This window comes from Flagellimonas sp. L-11 (assembly GCF_056857735.1).
In genome coordinates this window covers 1-21,612 of record NZ_JBSXNR010000081.1, presented here as the reverse complement: position 1 = coordinate 21,612, position 21,612 = coordinate 1, and the positions used below count along the sequence as shown (strand labels likewise).

The window sequence follows — 21,612 nt, the reverse complement described above, 5'->3', positions numbered from 1 at the left end:
TAAGCATTTTTGCCCACCAAAACAGCCTCTAAATAATTAATTAGAAAATCTCTAAACCAGAGATGGTTTAATCATCAGATAGCGAAAATTTATTAGGCACTGTCCAACACCTCAAGTTTGGCGAAACGTAGCAACAGTTTTTTGATGCCACCTTGGTCAAAATGGATTTCAGCCTTTCTATCATTCCCCACACCTTCTATATTTAGTATTTTCCCTCGCCCAAAACGGGTATGGTTTACTCGTGCCCCTGTAACCAGCCCTGGGTCTAAATCCATGGGTTGGGTCGGGGCAGAAATTTCAGGTTTGAGCTTCCTTAATTTACGCAACTGGTTTTCGCTGGGCTTTTGCACACTCGGTGGCGTCCCGTTTTTCGGTTTCACCTGCCTTAGTTTGCTCTTGTCCACCTCCCCAAAAATATTCTTGTCGATTGTGGATTTATAACGATAGCCGTCATTCACAGGGGTTAAGTTTTCCACATACTTCTCTTCAATTTCTTCCAAAAACCGACTGGGTTCGGCATCAATGAGTTTACCCCATCTGTATCTGTTTTGGGTATAGGTAAGAAACGCTTGCTTTTCAGCCCGTGTTAGCGCTACGTAGAATAACCTTCGCTCCTCCTCCAGTTCACTTCTGGTGTTCATACTCATGGCCGATGGAAACAAATCCTCTTCCATTCCAACAATGTACACGTAGGGAAATTCAAGACCTTTTGCCAAGTGGATGGTCATTAAAGCCACTCTATCGTCATCTTCGATATCCTTATCCATATCGGTGGCAAGGGCAACATCTTCCAAAAACTCGGTGAGACTTCCCGTGGCATCGGCAATTTCTTTTTGACCTTCAACAAAATCTTTAATACCGTTCAAAAGTTCCTCGATGTTCTCCATCTTGGCAATACCTTCGGGCGTACCATCTTTTTTGAACTCCAACAGCAATCCTGTTTTTTTGGCCACATGTTCCGCCAGGGTAAACGCATCGGAACCCTCGTTCATAACCTGGAAACTCTTGATCATTGTGACGAAATCTGCCAACTTGCGCTTGGTTCCGGCATTGATGTTCAAATTGAGCTTATCCAGGTGCTCCATTACCTCGTAAATGGAACGGTTGTAGTGATTGGCAGCCACCACCAGCTTATCCACAGTAGTCTGCCCTATTCCCCTCGTCGGAAAATTAATGACCCGCTTTAGCGCCTCCTCATCCTTTGGATTGATGATCAATCGCAGGTAGGCGAGCACGTCCTTGATCTCTTTACGCTGATAGAAGGATAATCCGCCATAAATCCGATAAGGAATATCACGTTTACGAAGCGCATCCTCAATAGCTCTTGATTGTGAATTGGTCCGATAGAGCACGGCAAAATCACCATTTTGCATCTGATTTTGCATCTTGCTCTCAAAAATGGAGCCCGCTACGTAGCGTCCTTCTTCGGCATCGGTGACACTGCGGTGTATTTTTATAAGCCCACCATCATCATTGGAGGTCCAAACATTCTTCTCCAACTGGTTTTTATTATTTGCTATGATGGAATTTGCTGCACTGACAATGTTTTTGGTAGAACGGTAATTCTGTTCCAAACGATAAACGGCAACATCGTCATAATCCCTTTGGAAATTTAAGATGTTACTGATGTTGGCCCCACGGAAGGAATAAATACTCTGTGCATCGTCCCCTACCACGCAAATGTTCTGGTATCGGTCCGACAGTGCTTTCACAATCAAATACTGGGAGTGGTTGGTATCTTGGTACTCATCCACCAAAATGTATCGGAAACGGTCTTGATACTTCATCAACACCTCCGGAAAACGGGTCAACAGTTCGTTGGTCCGCAACAAAAGGTCATCAAAATCCATAGCGCCCGCCTTAAAGCATCGATCTACATAATTCTGATAAATTTCTCCCAATCTTGGGCGTTTTGCCATGGCATCTGCCTCCATCAATTCAGGATTCTGAAAATAGGCCTTAACAGTAATTAAACTGTTTTTATAGGATGAAATCCGGTTTTGTACTTGTTTGTACTTGTAAATATCCTTGTCGAGCCCCATCTCCTTAATGATGGAAGCAATCAAACGTTGGGAATCCTGTGTATCGTAAATGGTAAAGTTACTTGGATACCCTAGTTTATCGCCATCGTACCGAAGCAATTTGGCAAATACGGAGTGGAACGTACCCATCCAAAGATTCTTTGCTTCGGAGTTACCAACAATGGTGGCGATACGTTTCTTCATTTCGCGCGCTGACTTATTGGTAAAGGTAAGGGCCAAAATATTAAAAGAGTCCACCCCCTGCTCCATCAAGTGGGCTATTCTGTAGGTGAGCACCCGGGTTTTACCAGAGCCTGCACCCGCAATTACCATTAGAGGTCCATCCTTATGCAGCACAGGGGCGCGCTGCGCATCATTCAATTCATCTATAAAATTACTCAAGGGCCAGAAGCTTTTAAACGTAGGCGTGAAATTAGCCATTATTGATCTCTTGCTGAAATCAAGCTTTCAATTTTTATAAACACTGTTTTCGGATTTGGTCTTATTTTTAAATATATTTAACATCTTAATTAAAATAGCTGATGAATTTTCACCACTTCCCCCTATTCCTTTTAATTATTGTTGCATTTTCTGGAATTTCACAAGAAACTAAATCAGGTCCCATTGTAGAAAACTATGGTGCCGTTTGGGAAATAGACAACCCAGACTTTAAAACGGACAAATCACAAGCGTTTAAAGTGGTTTTTGATGTGAAAGATGGACCAGAATCCGATACTGAAATCAATAAAAACCTGAATACAGTAGCACGTTTTTTAAATATGCATGCCCAAAGCGGCATCCCTGCTTCTCAATTAAAAGCTGCACTTATCGTGCATGGGACGGCTGCAAGAAACTTACTGACGGACGAAGCTTTTCGCGACAGATACAAAGTAGACAATCCAAACCGAGAACTTGTAGAAGATTTATTGAAAGCTGGCGTTGAGATTATTATTTGTGGGCAATCATCCAAAACAAGGAATCTTCCAAAAGAAAATCTAGTTCCCGGAGTCAAAGTTGCCCTCTCTGCCATGACGGCCAACATCCAGCTTCAAAATCAAGGATACCGTCCAATCAATTTATAAACTAACTCAACCCTATTATGAAGAAAATTTTAGCACTTGCCCTTTGTTCCGCAAGCTTGTCCATGTATGCCCAAGACCATGGGCTGGAAAAAGACATCGCCGCAGTCGAATCCAAAGTAATCGAATGGCGACGTGATATGCACCAACATCCAGAACTTAGTAACAGAGAATTTAAAACGGCTGAAAAAATTGCCGCTCATTTAAGATCTTTGGGTATCGAAGTACAAACAGGGGTTGCCCATACGGGTGTAGTCGGACTTTTAAAAGGGGACCATCCTGGAAAAGTGGTTGCCCTTAGAGCAGATATTGATGCGCTGCCCGTTACCGAAAGAAATGACCTTCCCTTTAAATCTGAAGTTACATCCGAGTATTTAGGTGAAGAAGTCGGTGTGATGCATGCTTGCGGACACGATACCCACATTGCCATTATGATGGGAACCGCAGAGGTTTTGGCCAAAAATAAGGACAAAATCCACGGAACCATCAAATTCATATTCCAACCTGCTGAAGAAGGAGCACCTCCAGGAGAAGAAGGTGGTGCCGCACTTATGGTAAAAGAAGGTGTACTTGAAAACCCCAAAGTGGACGCCATTTATGGGCTTCATATTGGTTCCTATCTACCTGTGGGGCACATTGCCTATAAACCAGGAGGAGCCTTGGCCGCTGCGCAACGCTTTGTGGTAAAAATCAAAGGAAAACAATCCCACGGTTCCCAACCTTGGGGAGGAATCGACCCAATTTTTGTAGCCTCCAAAATTGTAGATGGCTACCAATCCATCATCAGCCGTGAATTGGAATTGACCAAGGAAGCTGCTGTAATCACCGTTGGAAAAATCAGTGGTGGTGTTCGTAACAACATTATTCCAGAAAGCGCAGAACTTATTGGAACCATCCGAACATTGGATTACGATATGCAAAAGCAAGTAAATGACCGAATGATAGAAATGGCAGAAACCATTGCCAAAGCGTATCGCGCCGAAGCAACTGTGGAAATTGCCAAAGGAGTACCAATCACCTATAACGACACTGACCTGACCGCTGCATCGCTTCCAAGTCTTCAAGAGGTGGCTGGTGAAGAAAATGTACATTTGATCAAAGCTATTACGGGAGCTGAGGACTTTTCGTTCTATCAAGAAAAAATTCCAGGTTTCTTTTACATTTTAGGAGGAAAAGACCCCAATGCCGGTCCCGACGAGCATTTCCCGCACCACACACCCGATTTCAAAATTGATGACAGCGGGTTGCAACTAGGTGTAAAAGCGATGACCGAGATTGCTTTGGATTATTTGGACAGAAGCAAATAAACCGCTGTGGATTTGAAATCCATAGTTTTAAAGAAAAGAATGAAATTCTTTGCCATCTTGTATCAAGTCCTCCCTTAATCCCTCCAAGGAGGGAAACTTCTCCCCTTTGGGGAGACCGGAGAGGGGATTATCCAAAAAAAATTATAGCAACTAAAGTAACTGCAATAAAACCTGACTGCCGTCAGGCAAGTTTGCAGGCCTGCCGGCAAAGGCAGGGTTTTAACCTTTAACTAAAAAATAAAACTTTCAGCCCCAATATCCTCAAGCATTTGGAATTTGAATATTGGGGCTTGATATTTGTAGCTACTACTTCAAATTAAAAAATATGGAAGCGTTCCTTGATTTTCTAGCTGATATTCCTTGGTGGGCTTGGCTTCTGATTTTCCTCCTTTTGGTTGCCATTCGCGATATCTTTTTTCAAAAAGCCCATACCATTAGCCATAATTATCCCGTGGTGGGGCATCTTCGGTATTGGTTGGAAAGTATTGGTCCGGAAATGCGGCAGTATTTTGTGGCCAATAACCGGGAAGAACTCCCCTTTAACCGTATAGAACGAAGCTGGATTTACGCATCTGCAAAAAAAGAGAACAATTATGAAGGCTTTGGAACGGACAGAGATATTTACAAACATCAACACATCTTCATAAAAAATGCGATGATCGGGTTTCAAGTGCCCGAAAACCATCCAAATAAAAACCATCCCTATTTTTTGCCTTGTGCTAAGGTGATGGGCGCTTACAACAAACGTAAAAAACCGTATCGCCCTGCATCCATAATCAATGTTTCGGCTATGAGCTTTGGGTCTTTGTCCGCTGCTGCCATTGAATCATTGAACAGGGGTGTGGAAAAGTGTGGTGCTTATCATAATACTGGTGAGGGTGGACTTTCCCCATATCACAAACAAGGGGGTGATGTTATTTTTCATTTTGGGACAGGTTATTTTGGTGTGAGGTCTCGTGATGGCGGGTTTTCCATGGACAAATTAAAAGTCCTAGTGGATGAAAATCCATGCATCAAAGCAATTGAGATAAAACTATCCCAAGGAGCCAAACCAGGTAAGGGCGGAGTACTTCCCGGTTCCAAAATAACATCGGAACTTGCTGAAATACGAGGTGTTGAGGTAGGAAAAGATGTGATCTCCCCTCCCACCCACAAAGCCTTCTCTACAATTCCAGAGCTTTTGGAGTTTATCGAATCCATTGCTGAGGAAACTGGATTGCCCGTGGGCATTAAAGGAGCCATTGGAAAGATTGATCAATGGGAAGAACTTGCCGATTTAATGAAAAAGACTGGAAAAGGCCCCGATTTTATCACCATTGATGGTGGTGAAGGCGGTACTGGTGCAGCTCCCCCTAGTTTTGCCGACCATGTTTCCCTGCCTTGGACTTACGGTTTTTCCAAGGTATACAGCTTGTTTATGGAGCGTGGACTTTCGGAGCGAATCGTATTTATCGGCAGTGGTAAACTGGGCTTCCCGGGAAAAGCTGCTATGGCCTTTGCCATGGGCGTGGACTGTATCAATGTAGCCCGGGAGGCCATGATGAGCATCGGTTGCATTCAAGCACAGGTTTGTCACACCAACCGTTGTCCTGCTGGTGTCGCCACCCAAAGTAAGTGGCGTCAAAGCGGCATAAATGTGCCTTTAAAATCCGATAGATTGGCACAATACTTTAAAACATTCCGAAAAGAGTTATTGGAAATCACCCATGCTGCGGGTTACGAACATCCTTGTCAATTTAATATGGATGATGTACAAGTAAACGTAGATGATGATTATCTTAGCAGCGATTTAAAATCCGTTTATGGTTACCAAAAAGAAAAGGTGAAATTTGATTCTATGCAAAATCTTTTGGATTGTGAACACTTGGGCGGAAAACCAGAACTACAAAAAACATTATAATTTAGCCCCAGATATTAAATAAACTATATTACTACTTATGAAAAGAAATTTACCCCTAATCCTGTTTTTAGTGATAGCTTCAAGTGCTTTCTCTCAACGAAAAAGCGAACTTTTTGCTGAAATAGATACTTTGAAAACCAGAATTTCCGAAGTGGAGCAGGAATTAGCAAAGGCAAGACGAGAAATATCATCAGCCAATGCCGAGGCAGAGGCACTTAAATCTGAAAATGCTACCCTTCGAGATGCCAATGCTACGCTTTTAAGCAATATGAGCAACTTCTCGGAACTTTCCAAACAAAATTCGGATAACGTAGACCGTGCCATGGAAGCTTTGGCCAGAAAGGAAAAACAACTAAGTGGCATAAACGATATGATTTCCGCCAACGACTCTACGGCCATTGTTTCCTTGACCAGAATCAAACAGACTTTAGGTGAAAATGCTAAGGTGGGCGTTGAAGAAGGCATCGTTGTTATCAGCAATAGTTTAACCGCACTTTTTGGCTCGGATACTTCATCAGAATTGACAGAGGAAGGCAAAACATGGTTGGCCGGCGTAGCCAGTGTAATCAAAACCAATCCTAATTTTAAAGCAGAAGTTGAAGGGCTTAACATTACTGGGGAATATGGTCCAACCTACAATCAAGTGGCGGCTGTTGCCTCAGCATTGGTGACTACTTTGGAAGTTCCTGCCGAAAGCATCAATGTTACCGCTAAAGATGGTAATTTTAAGGAGGGAATCAACATCAAATTACAGCCGGACTATAAAGGATTTTACGCCAAAGCCAAAGAAAGTACGAAAGGTAACTAATAACCTTTTGGCTTAAAATACTTTTTGAGGTTTTGATGCGTTCTTGGTAGAGTAAAATCAATAAAAACCCGACTACCTTATGAGTGGAGATCAAATCCTTCAGTTATTTGCTTATTTATTACCAGCTGTTGTTACCGGAGCAGTTGCTTTCTATTTTTTTAGATTGCACACCCGGAATGAAGATGGTCGCAGACGCTTTTTACTGCACAAAGATTCTCAAAAAGAAACTTTGCCTATACGTTTACAAGCATACGAGCGTATGGCACTCTTTTTGGAGCGTATTGCCCTGAACAGTCTTGTGGTTCGAGTAGCGCCAACAGGTAAAAAGAAAAGTGATTACGAAAACCTGTTGATCAAACAGATTGAAACGGAATTTGAGCATAATCTATCACAGCAGATATATATGTCCGATTCTTGCTGGAACATCATCAAAACGGCTAAAAATGCAACCATTCAAATCATCCGTTCCGCTGGAATGAGCGAAACCGATTCTCCGGATAAGCTTCGGGAAGATATTCTCAATCAGACTATGGAAAAGGAATCTCCTTCCAACGCCGCTTTGGCCTTTGTTAAAAAAGAAGTCACCGAGCTTTGGGATTGATGCGGTCCAGTAATACAGTTTGCAGTAAGCAGTAGCAGTTGGCAGTCCGCAGTAACTCAATAACCCAATAACTTGATCCAGAGGTCGGAAGACCGATGTCCGAAGTCGGGAGTTTTGGAACTTGATATTTGAATTTGCAGTCAACAGTTAGGCAGTAAGCCAATAACTCCTAACTCTGAACTTGAGTCTTGGTTCTTGAGTCTTGATTCTTGGCTCTTAAACTTGACGTTTGAGTTTTATGCACGAAGTCGGAAGTCAGTTGGCGGTAAGCAGTAACTTAATAACCCAATAACCTAGTCGGATGCACGATGCACGAAGTCTTGGTTCTCTTTTCTTTGCTCTTAAACTTGATGCCTGAGTTTGTCATTCCTGCGGAGGCAGGAATCCATCTTTTAAAAAACCTGGGAACAGATTATAAAGTAGATTTCTCACCCTCCCATTGGTCGGTTCGTAATGAAAATGGAATAATTGATGGTCATTTGTGCAATTCGTGTCTGCCGTGGGTAGGGATTATTGGAGATTGATGCTCTAGGCAGTAAACAGTTTGCAGTACCGCAGTCGGCAGTAACTGAATAACCCAATAACTCCTAACTCTGAACTTGAGTCTTGAACTTGAACTTGATTCTTGAACCTAAATCTTCCCCATTTTCCCCAAAACAAACAGGATGATTATGGGAATGGCCAGTAACACCACAATTAGTGTATCCGTCACAAAAAGTTCTGGCTTAAACAACAAAGTGGTTGCATAGCCCCCAATGGCCCCACCAAAGTGAGCGGTATGTCCAATGTTGCCCATTCTACTCTTCATACCCCATATAGAATACAACAAATAAGCAATTCCCAACACATACGCAGGTAATGGAATCGGGATAAACATAATGCCCAATTGCATATCAGGATTCAACAATATAGCCGCATACAGAACCCCCATCACTGCACCACTGGCGCCAACGGCACTATAATAAGGCTCATCTTTATGGAAAAACAAAGCCAGAAGACTGCCAGCAATCAAACTAACTAGGTAAATAATCAGAAACTTGATGGAACCAAACCAGCTGATTACCACGGGAGCAAAAAAATAGAGCGTGAACATGTTCAGGAACAAATGGGAAATATCCACGTGCAAGAAGCCCGAAGTCACCATTCTTTCACGCTGCCCGGCCTGTATGGCGCTGATATTGAACTTGTACCTGTCAAAAAAAACCATGTTGTTGAATCCGCGTAAGGAAACCAAGACATTGGCGGCCATAATAGCAATAGTGGCAATATGTAAATTAAGCATGTAAATAAAGGTTTGGGTTCAAATATAGCTATATTTGTACACAAGAATAGTCTATGCAGCTGGTAGTTTATATCCTTGTTTATCCTTTGCTCTGGTTGATTTCCAGACTTCCCTTTAAAATCATTTATTTTATTTCTGATGGTGTCTATGTACTCTTGTACCATGTAATCGGGTATCGTAAAAAAGTGGTCCGCAACAACTTATCCCTTGCTTTCCCTGAAAAGTTGGATGAAGAACGATTGTTGATCGAAAAAGAATTCTACAAACATTTCTGCGATATGTTTCTGGAGATGATTAAGACTTTGGGCATTACCAATAAGCAAATGAAAAAAAGATATGTTTTCACAAATGTTGAGGTAATGCAAAAACTGGAAAATGAAGGCAAAAACATTATGATAATGATGCCCCATTACGCTAGTTGGGAATGGGTGTTTTCATTAAACTCAATGGTCAAATCAAAGGCATACGCGATTTATCAACCCATACAGAATAAATATTTTGACAGATTGGTGCGCAACATCCGAAGCAAGTATGGAACCACACTGATTAAAACCTATGAGAGTCGAAATATTATTGCAGCGGCAAAAGAAACGAACGAATTAATTACGGTTGGTATCATTAGTGATCAATCCCCTATGCTGCAAAGAGCTCGGCATTGGACAAAATTCATGGATGTTTTGGTGCCCATACACGTAGGCGCGGAAGAACTCTGTAAAAGCCACGGGATGATTCCTGTTTATCTTAAGGTAAAAAAAGTAGGACGAGGATACTATCAAGCCACGTTTAAAATTTTGACCGAAAATCCTAGCGTGATAGCAAATTATGAGATTTCTGAAGCTTTTATGAAAGAAACGGAAAAATCCATTCGTGAGGCTCCGGAATATTATTTCTGGACCCATAAACGCTGGAAACACAAGGACAAAGTACCAAAAGAGTTCCAAAAAGATACCTCAAAAGCGGTCAGCTCCTAGATTCCAGCAACTTCCTTAATCTCACCAATAATGCGGTCGGCCAAACTATCAGCTTCATTTTGTGATTTAGCCTCGGTATAAATTCGGATAATAGGTTCCGTATTCGATTTGCGAAGATGCACCCAGTTTTCAGGGAAATCAATCTTTACCCCATCAATGGTTGATACCTCTTCATCCTTGTACTTGTTGTGCATGGCATCCAAAAGCGCATCAACATCCAAGTCGGGGGTCAATTGTATTTTTTTCTTGCTCATAAAATAGCTGGGGTAACTGGCACGTAGCTCAGCCACGGTTCCACCTCTTTCTGCCATCAACATCAAGAACAAAGCCGTTCCTACCAAAGCATCACGACCATAATGACTTTCTGGGTAAATAATTCCTCCGTTCCCCTCTCCACCAATAATGGCGTTGTTTTCTTTTATTTTGGTCACCACATTGACCTCACCGACCGCAGCAGCTTCGTAAGTACCGCCATGTTTTTCGGTAACATCGCGCAATGCCCTGGAGGATGATAGATTGGAAACGGTATTCCCCTTGGTCTTGCCCAATACATAATCGGCACAGGCCACCAAAGTGTATTCCTCCCCGAACATTTCACCATCGTTGCTGATGAATGCCAAACGGTCAACATCGGGGTCTACCACAATACCAAAGTCTGCCTTTTCCTCCACCACTTTTTTACAAATGTCACCCAAATGTTCCTTTAAAGGCTCTGGATTGTGCGGAAAATGGCCCGTAGGGTCACAATAAAGCTTCACTACTTCCACGCCCAGTTCATCCAACAGTTTGGGAATGGCAATACCTCCCGTGGAGTTCACACCATCCACCACAACTTTGAATCCCTTGCCCCTAATTACATCGGCATCAACCAAGGAAAGTTCCAAAACTTCATCAATATGGATATCGATATAAGAATCATTTTTTACGATTTCCCCCAAATCATCCACTTCTGCAAATTCAAAATCCTCTTGCTCTGCCAAAGCCAAAATCTTTGCTCCTTGCTCAGCATCCAAAAACTCACCACGTTCGTTCAACAATTTAAGGGCATTCCATTGCTTGGGGTTATGGCTGGCCGTTAAAATGATTCCGCCATCAGCCTTTTCCAAAGGAACAGCAATTTCTACCGTTGGCGTGGTGGACAATCCCAAATCAATCACATCAATTCCCAACCCGACCAAGGTGGAAACCACCAAGTTCTGGATCATCTCGCCCGACAAACGGGCATCCCGTCCAATTACGACCTTCAATTTTTGTTTGTTGGAATAAGACTTTAACCAAGTCCCATAAGCAGCAGCAAATTTAACCGCATCCACAGGTGTTAAGTTATCGTTAGTGTTGCCCCCAATGGTTCCCCGTATTCCAGAAATTGATTTGATCAGTGTCATAATTGTTAAAAAAGTTTTTGCAAATATAATCGGGCATATCCGATTCCATGTTTTGAATTTGTAAATTTCGACAGAAAAAGAATTTGCCCCGATGAACTTCTTGGCTCATATTTATCTATCTTTTGATGATAAGGAAATAACTTTGGGTAATTTCTTTGCCGATCATATCCGTGGAAACAAGTACAAACATCTACCGGATAAAATCCAGAAAGGGATTCTCCTTCATCGGGAAATTGACACCTTTACCGATTCCCACCCCATAGTGAGGCAAAGTAGCAAACGCCTCCATAAAAATTACAGCCATTACAGCCGAGTTATTGTAGATATTTATTACGACCATTTTTTGGCCAAAAACTGGAGTGATTATTCCAAAACGCCTTTGGATGAATTTGTGGAGGACTTCTATGATTTATTGGAAGACAACTACGACATCCTCCCCATGGCCACCAAACGCATGATGCCCTACATGATTACGGACAATTGGTTGCTCAATTATGCCAATTTAGCTGGAATTGACCGTGTTTTGAACGGGATGAACCGCCGCACCAAAAACAAATCCAAGATGAATTTTGCCATTTTGGACCTTGAAGAACATTATACTGATTTCGAAAATGAATTCACCTCATTTTTTGAAGAATTGATTACCTTTTCCAACCAAAAATTTATTTCTCTATGCGAAGACTAATACTCCTCCTGCCCCTAATCTTATTTATCCATTGTAAACAACAACCTTCAAAACCAACCGGACTGGTCGCCGAAAAGGCGATGGTGGTATCCGCACGTGAAGAAGCATCACAATTGGCGGCGGGCATTATGAAAAAAGGTGGAAATGCTTTTGATGCCATGGTCGCAACAGAACTTTCTTTGGTGGTCGCATACCCTTTTGCGGGTAGCGTTGGCGGAGGCGGATTTATGGTTTACCGCAAGAGCAATGGCGAGGTCGGAGGAATCGATTATAGAGAAAAAGCCCCTTTGGCAGCCCACAAGGATATGTATTTGGATTCCTTGGGCAATGTAATTCCAGGAATGAGCACCTCGGGCGGGACCGCAGTAGGTGTGCCAGGAACGGTGGCCGGGGTACTGGAAGTCCACAAGAAATTCGGGAAACTTCCACTCAAAGAGATTATAGAGCCAATTATAGCACTTGCAAAAAAAGGCGTTGTTGTCACCAAAAAACAAGCTAACCGATTGGAAGGCTATCGGGAGGATTTTATTGAAGCCAATGGGGACAGCACCAAATTTGCAGGTCCTTTTGTTACGGGCGATACTATAAAATACCCCGCCTACGCCAAAACACTTCAAAAAATTATGGAAGAAGGCAGGGATGGTTTTTACAGAGGTGAGGTTGCCCAAAAACTGGCTGCTTTTGTACAGGAAAATGGCGGTTACATCACCGAAGAAGATTTGGAAAAGTATGAAGCTGTTTGGAGAGACCCCATAGTTTTTGATTACAAGGGCATCAAGATTATTTCCATGAGCCCGCCCAGTAGCGGCGGGGTTACCATCAACCAAATATTTAAAATGATGGAACCCTACGATGTTTCAAAATTTGGACACAACTCCACCAAAACCATTCAGTTGTTCACCGAAGCTTCACGAAGAGCGTATGCGGACAGGAACTACTATTTGGGCGACCCCGATTTTGTGGACATTCCTTATGATATGCTGCTGAATGATGACTATCTTCAAGAAAGAATGGCCAATTTCTCTTTTGATAAGGCCACACTATCATCAGAAGTAAGCCACGGTGAAGTAGAGATTATTGAAAGTGCCCAAACCACCCATTTTTCCATAGTGGACAGTGAGGGAAATGCCGTTTCTGTAACCTCCACACTTAACGGCGGGTATGGTTCCAAGCTATATTGCGATGAACTCGGTTTCTTTTTGAACAACGAAATGGACGATTTCAGTGCCAAACCCGGTGTCCCCAACATGTTTGGACTTATAGGCGCCGAAGCCAATAGCATTGAACCGGAAAAACGTATGTTGAGCAGTATGACGCCTACTATTGTGGAGAAGGACGGCAAGTTGTACATGGTGGTCGGCACTCCCGGAGGTTCCACCATCATTACAGCGGTGGCACAGACTATTTTAAACGTATATGAGTTTAATTTGAGCATGCAAGAAGCAGTCAATGCGCCACGATTCCACCACCAATGGTTGCCCGATATGGTGATTTTTGAACCCGAAGGCTTTTCTGAAGAACTCAAAACCGAGTTAAAATCCAAAGGATACATTATTAACGAAGAGCGCACGCCCATTATCGGCAAAGTAGATGCCATTCGTGTTTTGCCCGATGGAAAGCTCGAAGGTGGAGCGGACAAACGTGGCGACGATACCGCAGTTGGATATTAATTTTCCCAAATATGAAGTTTGATGTTGTTGTTTTAACGGACCATCGTTATGTGGCTCCAAAAAAGAAGACACCCTATATTGAAAATGTATTGCAAGAAGACCGCCTAGTTCTTGAAGCATTGCAAAAACAAGGCTTACGGGCCATTCGCAAATCTTGGGACGACCCCAATTTTGATTGGTCAACCACCAAATACGCCTTGTTTAGAACTACTTGGGACTATTTTGACCGTTATTCAGAATTTTCAAAATGGTTGGAGACAGCTTCAAAACAAACGCAGTTCATCAATTCCAAAGCACTCATCTATTGGAATATTGACAAGCATTACCTGCAAGATTTATCAAACGCTGGCGTGACCATTCCCAAAACGGTTTTTGTGGAAAAAGGCACAAAAGCTACCCTTGCCGATGCCATTGCAAATGCAAAATCAGACCATGGCTTTACGACGGACACCTATATTTTAAAACCTTGTGTTTCGGGCGCGGCACGGCACACATACAAAATCCAGAAAAATGAAATTGAAAAACATGAGGCCATTTTCCAAGAATTAGTGGTGGAAGAAGCCATGATGCTTCAAGAATTTCAGCAAAATATTGTTTCGGAGGGAGAAATATCTATGATGGTTTTTAACGGTGAATTTACCCATGCGGTACTGAAAATTGCAAAACCTGGGGATTTTAGGGTTCAAGATGATTTTGGAGGAACTGTTCATGAGTACAATCCCACTAAAGAACAAATAGCATTCGCCAAAAGTGTGGTAAATGCTGCACCGGAATTACCCATTTATGCCAGAGTAGATATTTTTAAGGACAATAATGGCAATTGGGCCTTGGCCGAACTGGAAATTTTTGAGCCGGAACTTTGGTTTCGTTTAAACCCTAAAGCGGCAGATTTTTTGGCAAAAGCCATCAAAGAAACTTGCATTGCTTATTAAACCCAATTTGGGTTGTTCTATATTTTTATATTTAATAAATATTTTAAAATGAAAAACTTACCTCTCCTCCTATTAAGTATAACCTTCGGATGTTTTGCCCAGCAAAAAAACACGGGCAATCTAGTCGCCTTGGATGATGCTTTTTATAACTACGTGGATAAAGATGCAAAAATTGAGGTTTTGGCCGAAGATTTTATATGGTCGGAAGGACCTGTATGGGTAAAAGAAGGTGGATTTCTCCTCTTTTCCGATGCTCCGCAAAACACTATTTTTAAATGGCAGGATGGTGAGGGAATCACTGAATTCTTGAAACCTTCGGGCTATACAGGTATTCTACCGTATAGTCGAGAACCTGGAAGCAATGGGTTGATTATAAATAATGATGGTGAGTTGGTAGCTTGCGAACACGGGGACCGAAGAATATCACGCATGCCTTTATCGGGTGGCGGAAAAGTTACGGTGGCCGACACTTGGAAGGGTAAACGCTTCAACAGTCCCAATGATGTGGTACAAACCTCCAATGGGACCTATTATTTTACCGACCCGCCTTATGGCCTGCCAGAGCAAGAAAATTCCAAAACTCGAGAAATTGATGCTTTTGGAGTGTTTAAAATAGATGTGGACGGAAATGTGGAAATGGTGATTGGCAATCTCAGTCGGCCCAATGGTGTGGCACTGTCCCCCGATGAAAAAATCCTCTATGTGAACCAATCCGATTCAAAAGCACCCTACATCATGGCATACAACATCCAGCCTGATGGTTCCTTGGATAAAGGACGTATCTTTTTTGATGCAACTTCCTTAATGGAATCTGGACTAGTGGGTTCTTTGGACGGCGTTAAAGTAGCCCAGGACGGTACTATTTTTACAACGGGGCCAAGCGGAGTTTTGATCATTACCCCCAAAGGAAAGCTTTTGGGACGCATTGAAACGGGGCAACGCACAGCCAATTGTGCTTGGGGTGATGATGGCTCGGTACTTTATATGACCGCCCATAATTACCTGATGCGAATTCAAACCAAAACTATGGGGACTGGATTTTAAATATGTTTTTTATTTGGCAATCTGCCTTTTCAACTCTTCCATCGACTCCTGAAGCTGTTTCAGCAATCCAGTTTCGGTAGTGGCATCCACATTAAAGGTAAGTTTACTGCTCACCTCCCAAATTTCTTGGATTTGAAAAGGTTTGATTTCGTATGGCGGATAAGTTTCGTTTAATGAAACAAGGGTGATGTTATTGGAATTTGGCTTTCGTTCTATTTTCTTCACCATTACAGAATCCTGAAGCACCACCACGTACATTTTATTGGGGCTCACATGATCAATATGCTCAATGGCTTTTGCCAAGACCCAATCGTTGGGCCTTAAATTGGGCAACATACTATCTCCCTCGACCTGAAAACCTCGATAAGTGGCGTTCCTGAACTCGGGAATGGGCATATCAAAAGCGGGCAATTGCCTGTACCAACTTGTATCTGAAATATTCTGGGGATATCCCGCGGCCGCTTTTGCGTTTACCATCACCATGTTATCGTTATCGGAATTGTCCACTGTAACCACTTTGGGGATAACACTGGTTCTGGAAGTGTCCAAATGTTTCTGATCACTTTCCCCGAACAACCAAAGTGGATTTATTTTAAACTGGCGCAAGAGTTCTGCAACCACCTTTCCCGATAATTTAGTCCTTCCCCTTTCAATATCTGCTGTGGTGTTCTTCACCCCCAATAATTTTGCAAATTCGGTTTGGGTGTAACCGAGCTCCCTACGGATATCGGTAAATCGTTTCAGGGTTGATTCGTTTTCCATTTCTTCATTTTTGGTGTCACTTCGAGCCGTCATCCTGAGCGCAGTCGAAGGAATAATCGAGAAGCCTCCTAACCATTTAGCAAAGAACAGGTCTCGACTTAAGCTTATCTGGAGCAGAGTCGAAAGGCTCAACCTGACATCTCGTACCAAATATATAACATTTGGATTATTTCCAAAAACTTTTATGGATTATTTCCATTATTTGGATTATTTCCATATATTTGATTGGATTATTTCCAATGGTCGATGTTTTTAATTTATTAAAATGACAATTATGGAACCCACCACAACCCTTATTTACGATGGCAGTTTTAATGGATTTCTGACCGCAATCTTTATAGCTTTTGATGAGAAAATTGATGTGGCCGACATTCAAAAAAACAATCAAAGCCAAAGCGGATTGTTTTCCGATACAGAAACCGTTTTTACCAATGTAGAAAAGGCCAAACGGGTATGGAACGGCATCCGAAACAAAAGTCATAATGCCATATCCAATATCTATTTCGCTTTTTTGAGTGAAGCCGAAGGCGTTGAACTCATGCTTTACACCTATATTCAAAAACTAATGCGCGCCCAAAACGGTAAATATTTGGACTATTCGGATAGTACTGTGGTGTACATTGGCCAATTGGCCAAAAAAGTGGGGAGGGAAAAACACCGTATGGAAACCTTTGTCCAGTTTCAGTTGAGCAAGGACGATATTTATTTTGCAAACATTGAACCTGATTTTGATGTGCTGCCTTTAATCTCCAAACATTTCCGCGGCTGTTATGCTGATCAGCAATGGTTGATCTACGATGTGAAACGCAAATACGGCATCTTTTACAATTTAGATCATGTGGAAATGGTATCTCTCAATTTAAAAGATATTCACCACAATAAAACAGTAAAAAGTGATGCATTTGCTCCCAACCAAACCCTTTGGAACGATTATTTTAAAAGTACCAACGTCGCATCGTACATCAATCCAAAATTACACACACAGCATATACCGAAACGAAATTGGAAGTATTTGGGTGAGAAGAGAGAGGCGGTTTGATTATCCCCCTACCCCTCTCCCCCACAAAATGGTCGCTTTTGCTTTTAAAACAGCGCATAAGACTGGTTAAACTGCCGTAAATGTGGGTAATGTATTGTTATAGATCCACCTTTTCTTGGTCGTCCAATTTTTTACTGCTATTTATTTTTTGGTCCATTAGGCAAATAGAGTAAATACCCATTCCCAAGCGACTTGAAACTGGGTTATCCCTTGTAGGTGACCCTATAAATAGCGTCCCCTTCATCATCGGAAATCAATAAAGAGCCATCCTCCAAGAAAAGCAAATCTACAGGCCTACCAAAGGCTTCTTGTGACTCCTCGTCCAACCAACCATCAATAAAGGGTTCGTAACTTACGGCTTCCCCATTTTCGAGTTTTACCAAGGTTACCCTGTACCCCACTTTTGAGGAACGGTTCCAAGAACCGTGCTCAGCCAAAAATGCATGCTTTTGATAGGCTTCCGGGAACATGGGGCCTTTACCAAATTTAACACCAAGGGCCGCTACGTGTGCACCCAAGGGCTGTACCGGCGGCACAAAATCGGAACAGGGGCGTTGGTCTCCATATTCAGGGTCTTTAACTGTTCCACCGTGGCAATAGGGGTAACCAAAATGCTGACCTGCTTCGGTAAGTTTGTTCAGTTCCCCCGGTGGCACATCGTCTCCCATCATGTCCCTGCCATTGTCGGTAAACCACAACTCATCGGTTTCTGGATGCCACGTGAAACCCACAGTGTTTCTCACTCCTTGTGCCACAATTTCCCTATTGCTGCCATCGGGATCCATTCTAGTGATGGAGGCATAACGTTTATCTACCGTAGCGCTATCGCAAATATTGCACGGGGCTCCCACGGGCACATACAATTTATCGTCAGGGCCAAAGGCAATGTATTTCCAACCATGGTGAAATTCAGTCGGGTAATCGTCATAGATCAATTCCGGTTCTTGTGGGTTTTCCAACTGCGATTCAATATTGGTGTACTTGAACATTCGGCTTACTGCGGCCACATACAAAGCTCCATCTTTAAACGCTACGCCGTTGGGCTGCTCCAAATCGGAAGCAATGGTGTAGGTTTTATCTACCTTGTAATCGCCGTCCGTATCTTTTAGGGCGTACACTTTACCTTCGTTTCGAGTACCCACGAACAAGGTGCCGTCCGATCCCATGGCCATGGAGCGCGCTCCCTCAATGTTTTTCGCATAAAGTTCAATACTAAAGCCTTCGGGAAGGTTAAGGTGGTTCATGTTCAATTGGAGTGAATCCTGTGAAGATTCTTCCGTAGCATCTACTACTTTTTCTTCGGTTGATTCTTCATCATTGTTTTCTTTTTTTCCATTACAGGCAAGAAAACTTACGGAAAGGATTAACATAACTATTGACCTAAGGGGCAAAGTATATATTTTCATCTTGGTTTTTTAGTTTTTTGGTTTCTGAGTCAATAAAGCTATAACAAAATGCTGGAAAGAGGAAGAAGTTTCGGGTTTGATCTGGTTTCTGGTTACTACCCTGCTTACTGTGTTATTAAGTTATTTTGTTGTTGGGTTGTTGGAATTTGAGTTTGAACTTGCACTTGATGATTGAGTTTGGGCTTGATGTTGGATGTCGGAGGTCAGTTGCGGTGTTCAGTACTCAATAACCCAATAACTTAGTAATTCCTAACTCATAACTCTGAACTTGGCTTTTGGCTCTATCCTTTCTTTTTGACACAAATTTCACGAATGATCACAGATTTTTCATTCCTTGCACTTGATGCTTGAGTTTGAACTCGAACTTGTCCGATGCTCGTTTCTGGTTTACGGTTTCAAGTTTCAGGCTTCAGGTGACTGTCAACTGTCCACTGCATACTGTGTTATTCAGTTGTTGGAACTTGTTATTTGAGTTTGAACCTACACTTCAACCTAACTTTCCCTACTCCTCCTTATATTCGGAGAGATTGCCTTGATACCAAATATTGGTTCGATGGGAACTGGAAACAGCAAGCCTAGCCTTTCCATTGGGATAGAGCTGTGCAATTACCTGAAAATTCTCGGATTCTTGGCTAATAGTAAACCGCATGGTTTTTCCAGTATCCTTTTTGTTGGCAGAGAAAGAAAGATCCTTTGGAATTCCATCAAATTTGATACCTGCTTTGTCTTGATCGTAATACCCTCCCATTTGGCGCTCACCAAAAAAAGGAAGGTCTGCTTTAACGCTATCGCCCACCATGCGTAAATATCCTCCAGTACCCGAAATATCTATGCGGCTTGCTGTACTACCATACGGCAACAACCCAGCATTGGCAATGCTATTTAATCCTTGACTGGCCATGGGTTGTGCCCAATTGGCTTCAATTTCGAACTGTTGGTCGGAAATCATCCTGTCCAAAGCCGCAATTTCCTCGGGTGTTGCTTGGTTTTTACTCGATGCACATGCAAACATGATCAATAGCAAGAGGAAAGCTCCAACTTTTACAATAGACTTCATTGTTTTGATTATTAACTTCTTACAAAGTACAAAATAGTCAAACCAATTCCGAGATAAATAACGGTGTGTTAACGTTTGAAACGTTCAAAAATGGCCAATGTCTTTTTGGTATTGATAAAATATACTCCTGTTAAAAGAATGGCCGCGGCTATTATGGATTGCAACGTAATCTGTTCATCCAAAAAATACCATCCCAACAAAAGGGCAACAATCGGATTTACATAGGTAGAGGTTGCCACTTTCTCCGGAGAAACGGCTTTGAGTAGGTAATTGAACGAGGTAAAGGCCACAATACTTCCCAAAAAGATGAGCAATACCATGGCTAACTGTACCTCCCCGCTCCAAGCAAGCGGCGAAGTCCATTCTTCCCCGAAACCAAGGCTCATCAAACTTAAAACAAGACCTGCAAAGAGCATTTGGTAGCCTGTGTTCACAAAATAATTATTGGGCAGATCCGCCTTGGCCACAAAAAGACTGGCGTAAGCCCAGCAGAACATGCAGAAAAAAATCATGATCATACCCACAATGGACTCTTCTTGGGCAATAATCTGTTTTTGGCTTACCAACAAATAGATTCCAATTATACCTAAAACAACACCAACAACTGACATGGGCTGAATTTTTTTGCCTTGCAGTACGCGCATCAACAAAAGTATGATAAGTGGCTGGGAAGAAATTTCCAAAGCTGCAAAGCCCGTATCCACATAACGCAGGGCCCAAACTACCAAACCATTGCCAATGCTCAAGAAAAGTACTCCGGCAATTAGGGTGTTCAAAAGTTGTTTTTTGGTGATTCGAAGGGATGTGCCCATGATTTTGGCCAACAGAAAAATACAGAGACCCGCCAAGGTGAACCTGAAACTGGCCAGCATAAAGGGTTCCAGTTCCAATACAGCTATCTTGTTCAACAAATAGGTAGAGCCCCAAATAACATAGATGGCAAAAAAAGCCAGGATGACGAGCGCAGAGTTGGAGGATTTTGCCATTTATAAGCACAGTTTAATCGCCCTGCAATATTACGTATGTTTAGTGGAGTATGTAACTGTGAAGCCAAATTTTAGCTGATTTTTCTACTTGAATGGATTATAGCGGTTTGTTTAAATCAAATATGTAGGATGCAAACTCGCTTTCCAATTTTTTAAAGCGATTTAAATGCTCTTCAATTTCGTTGTTTTTTGCATCAAAATTTATCTTTCTCTCTCTAATTTTAGACATTACCTGCTTTTCGTGAGCTCTATAACTCTGGATGTGTTTGTTCAGTTCGTAAAATTTTTCGAACCGCCTTGGACACTTAGGTTCATAAATGTACGAATTCAGTTTTTCGGACAGGCGTTGTACCATTCTCTGGTTTCGTTCCACCCGCATCAGTACATCTTGTTCATATTCGATACTATTTTGGGTGATATGTTCCATTGGCTCGCAAGAATTTTTAGCATTAATTATTTGACACCCTTTAAGTTAAACAAATACTTACAAATACTGATATAGTTAACTATCTTTTAATGATTTATTTAACATAAATAAAAAGAAGCCGTCTCATTTCACAGAATGGGGCGGTTTTTTAATTTGGTGTCTTTGACCTCTTAATTTTCCTATTTTGGTGAAGGGATAAATTTTCCAAGTGGCCCTATGCCGCTTTTTTGCGCATATTGTGGGCCAATGC

19 protein-coding genes are annotated in these 21,612 nt (G+C 42.2%); 11 read left to right on the top strand and 8 right to left on the bottom strand.

Annotated elements, in window-relative coordinates; all coding sequences use genetic code 11:
• Nucleotides 1-92 precede the first annotated feature (92 nt).
• Entirely contained in the window at nucleotides 93-2,462 is a 2,370-nt protein-coding gene (locus tag AC13CC_RS17015; RefSeq protein WP_482878129.1) for an ATP-dependent helicase, read from the bottom strand.
• A 101-nt stretch (nucleotides 2,463-2,563) separates the two neighbouring features.
• Between AC13CC_RS17015 and AC13CC_RS17010 the strand changes: the two genes are divergently transcribed.
• From AC13CC_RS17010 to AC13CC_RS16990, 5 genes are all read left to right on the top strand, one after another.
• Nucleotides 2,564-3,103, top strand: a complete 540-nt coding sequence (locus AC13CC_RS17010) for a DsrE family protein (RefSeq protein ID WP_482878128.1) — start codon at nucleotides 2,564-2,566, stop codon at nucleotides 3,101-3,103.
• Nucleotides 3,104-3,120: 17 nt separating this feature from the next.
• Entirely contained in the window at nucleotides 3,121-4,407 is a 1,287-nt protein-coding gene (locus tag AC13CC_RS17005; protein ID WP_482878127.1) for an amidohydrolase, read from the top strand.
• 325 nt (nucleotides 4,408-4,732) lie between these two features.
• Nucleotides 4,733-6,307, top strand: a complete 1,575-nt coding sequence (locus AC13CC_RS17000) for an FMN-binding glutamate synthase family protein (RefSeq protein WP_482878126.1) — start codon at nucleotides 4,733-4,735, stop codon at nucleotides 6,305-6,307.
• Between the two features lie 37 nt (nucleotides 6,308-6,344).
• Nucleotides 6,345-7,115: an OmpA family protein gene (locus AC13CC_RS16995; protein WP_482878125.1), complete on the top strand. Its 771-nt coding sequence runs from the start codon at nucleotides 6,345-6,347 to the stop codon at nucleotides 7,113-7,115.
• Between the two features lie 79 nt (nucleotides 7,116-7,194).
• A complete protein-coding gene (locus AC13CC_RS16990) occupies nucleotides 7,195-7,716 on the top strand; it encodes a DUF7935 family protein (protein WP_293163259.1) in 522 nt (173 codons plus the stop codon).
• A gap of 631 nt (nucleotides 7,717-8,347) precedes the next feature.
• Here the strand turns inward: AC13CC_RS16990 and AC13CC_RS16985 are convergent.
• Entirely contained in the window at nucleotides 8,348-8,998 is a 651-nt protein-coding gene (locus AC13CC_RS16985) for a rhomboid family intramembrane serine protease (RefSeq protein ID WP_326277226.1), read from the bottom strand.
• Between the two features lie 53 nt (nucleotides 8,999-9,051).
• Here AC13CC_RS16985 and AC13CC_RS16980 point away from each other — a divergent pair, with 53 nt between their 5' ends.
• The gene (locus tag AC13CC_RS16980; protein ID WP_482878124.1) at nucleotides 9,052-9,969 is read left to right on the top strand and encodes a lysophospholipid acyltransferase family protein; all 918 of its coding nucleotides are present in this window, start codon (nucleotides 9,052-9,054) and stop codon (nucleotides 9,967-9,969) included.
• Here the strand turns inward: AC13CC_RS16980 and glmM are convergent.
• Complete coding sequence (gene glmM, locus AC13CC_RS16975) at nucleotides 9,966-11,354, bottom strand: phosphoglucosamine mutase (RefSeq protein WP_482878123.1); 1,389 nt, start codon at nucleotides 11,352-11,354, stop codon at nucleotides 9,966-9,968. The two genes, AC13CC_RS16980 and glmM, sit on opposite strands and share 4 nt — an antisense overlap.
• Before the next feature lie 91 nt (nucleotides 11,355-11,445).
• On the opposite strand from glmM, the gene AC13CC_RS16970 reads away from it, so the two are divergent.
• From AC13CC_RS16970 to AC13CC_RS16955, 4 genes are read left to right on the top strand one after another with little or no spacing between them, the layout of a single operon-like run.
• Entirely contained in the window at nucleotides 11,446-12,039 is a 594-nt protein-coding gene (locus AC13CC_RS16970; protein ID WP_482878122.1) for an acyl carrier protein phosphodiesterase, read from the top strand.
• Nucleotides 12,027-13,709 carry a gamma-glutamyltransferase gene (gene ggt / locus AC13CC_RS16965; protein WP_482878121.1) on the top strand — a complete coding sequence of 561 codons (1,683 nt, stop codon included), beginning with the start codon at nucleotides 12,027-12,029 and terminating at the stop codon, nucleotides 13,707-13,709. Before AC13CC_RS16970 ends, ggt begins: the two co-directional genes overlap by 13 nt.
• Nucleotides 13,710-13,720: 11 nt before the next feature.
• Complete coding sequence (locus AC13CC_RS16960; RefSeq protein ID WP_482878120.1) at nucleotides 13,721-14,641, top strand: ATP-grasp domain-containing protein; 921 nt, start codon at nucleotides 13,721-13,723, stop codon at nucleotides 14,639-14,641.
• 48 nt (nucleotides 14,642-14,689) lie between these two features.
• Nucleotides 14,690-15,685, top strand: coding sequence for an SMP-30/gluconolactonase/LRE family protein (locus AC13CC_RS16955; protein WP_482878119.1), 996 nt, complete (start codon nucleotides 14,690-14,692; stop codon nucleotides 15,683-15,685).
• Between the two features lie 9 nt (nucleotides 15,686-15,694).
• On the opposite strand, the gene AC13CC_RS16950 is transcribed toward AC13CC_RS16955, so the two are convergent.
• On the bottom strand, nucleotides 15,695-16,447 hold the full coding sequence (locus tag AC13CC_RS16950) for an XRE family transcriptional regulator (protein ID WP_326277233.1): 753 nt from the start codon (nucleotides 16,445-16,447) through the stop codon (nucleotides 15,695-15,697).
• Between the two features lie 274 nt (nucleotides 16,448-16,721).
• Between AC13CC_RS16950 and AC13CC_RS16945 the strand changes: the two genes are divergently transcribed.
• Nucleotides 16,722-17,486, top strand: coding sequence for a TIGR03915 family putative DNA repair protein (locus AC13CC_RS16945; RefSeq protein ID WP_482878118.1), 765 nt, complete (start codon nucleotides 16,722-16,724; stop codon nucleotides 17,484-17,486).
• Nucleotides 17,487-17,689: 203 nt separating this feature from the next.
• Here the strand turns inward: AC13CC_RS16945 and AC13CC_RS16940 are convergent, their stop codons facing one another.
• The 4 genes from AC13CC_RS16940 to AC13CC_RS16925 all read right to left on the bottom strand — a co-directional run bounded on the left by AC13CC_RS16940 (nucleotide 17,690) and on the right by AC13CC_RS16925 (nucleotide 21,362).
• On the bottom strand, nucleotides 17,690-18,892 hold the full coding sequence (locus AC13CC_RS16940; RefSeq protein ID WP_482878117.1) for a PQQ-dependent sugar dehydrogenase: 1,203 nt from the start codon (nucleotides 18,890-18,892) through the stop codon (nucleotides 17,690-17,692).
• Nucleotides 18,893-19,394: 502 nt separating this feature from the next.
• Nucleotides 19,395-19,949: a DUF4251 domain-containing protein gene (locus tag AC13CC_RS16935; protein ID WP_482878116.1), complete on the bottom strand. Its 555-nt coding sequence runs from the start codon at nucleotides 19,947-19,949 to the stop codon at nucleotides 19,395-19,397.
• Between the two features lie 68 nt (nucleotides 19,950-20,017).
• A complete protein-coding gene (locus tag AC13CC_RS16930) occupies nucleotides 20,018-20,935 on the bottom strand; it encodes an EamA family transporter (protein WP_482878115.1) in 918 nt (305 codons plus the stop codon).
• A gap of 97 nt (nucleotides 20,936-21,032) precedes the next feature.
• On the bottom strand, nucleotides 21,033-21,362 hold the full coding sequence (locus tag AC13CC_RS16925) for a hypothetical protein (protein WP_293163217.1): 330 nt from the start codon (nucleotides 21,360-21,362) through the stop codon (nucleotides 21,033-21,035).
• Between the last annotated feature and the right edge of the window lie 250 nt (nucleotides 21,363-21,612).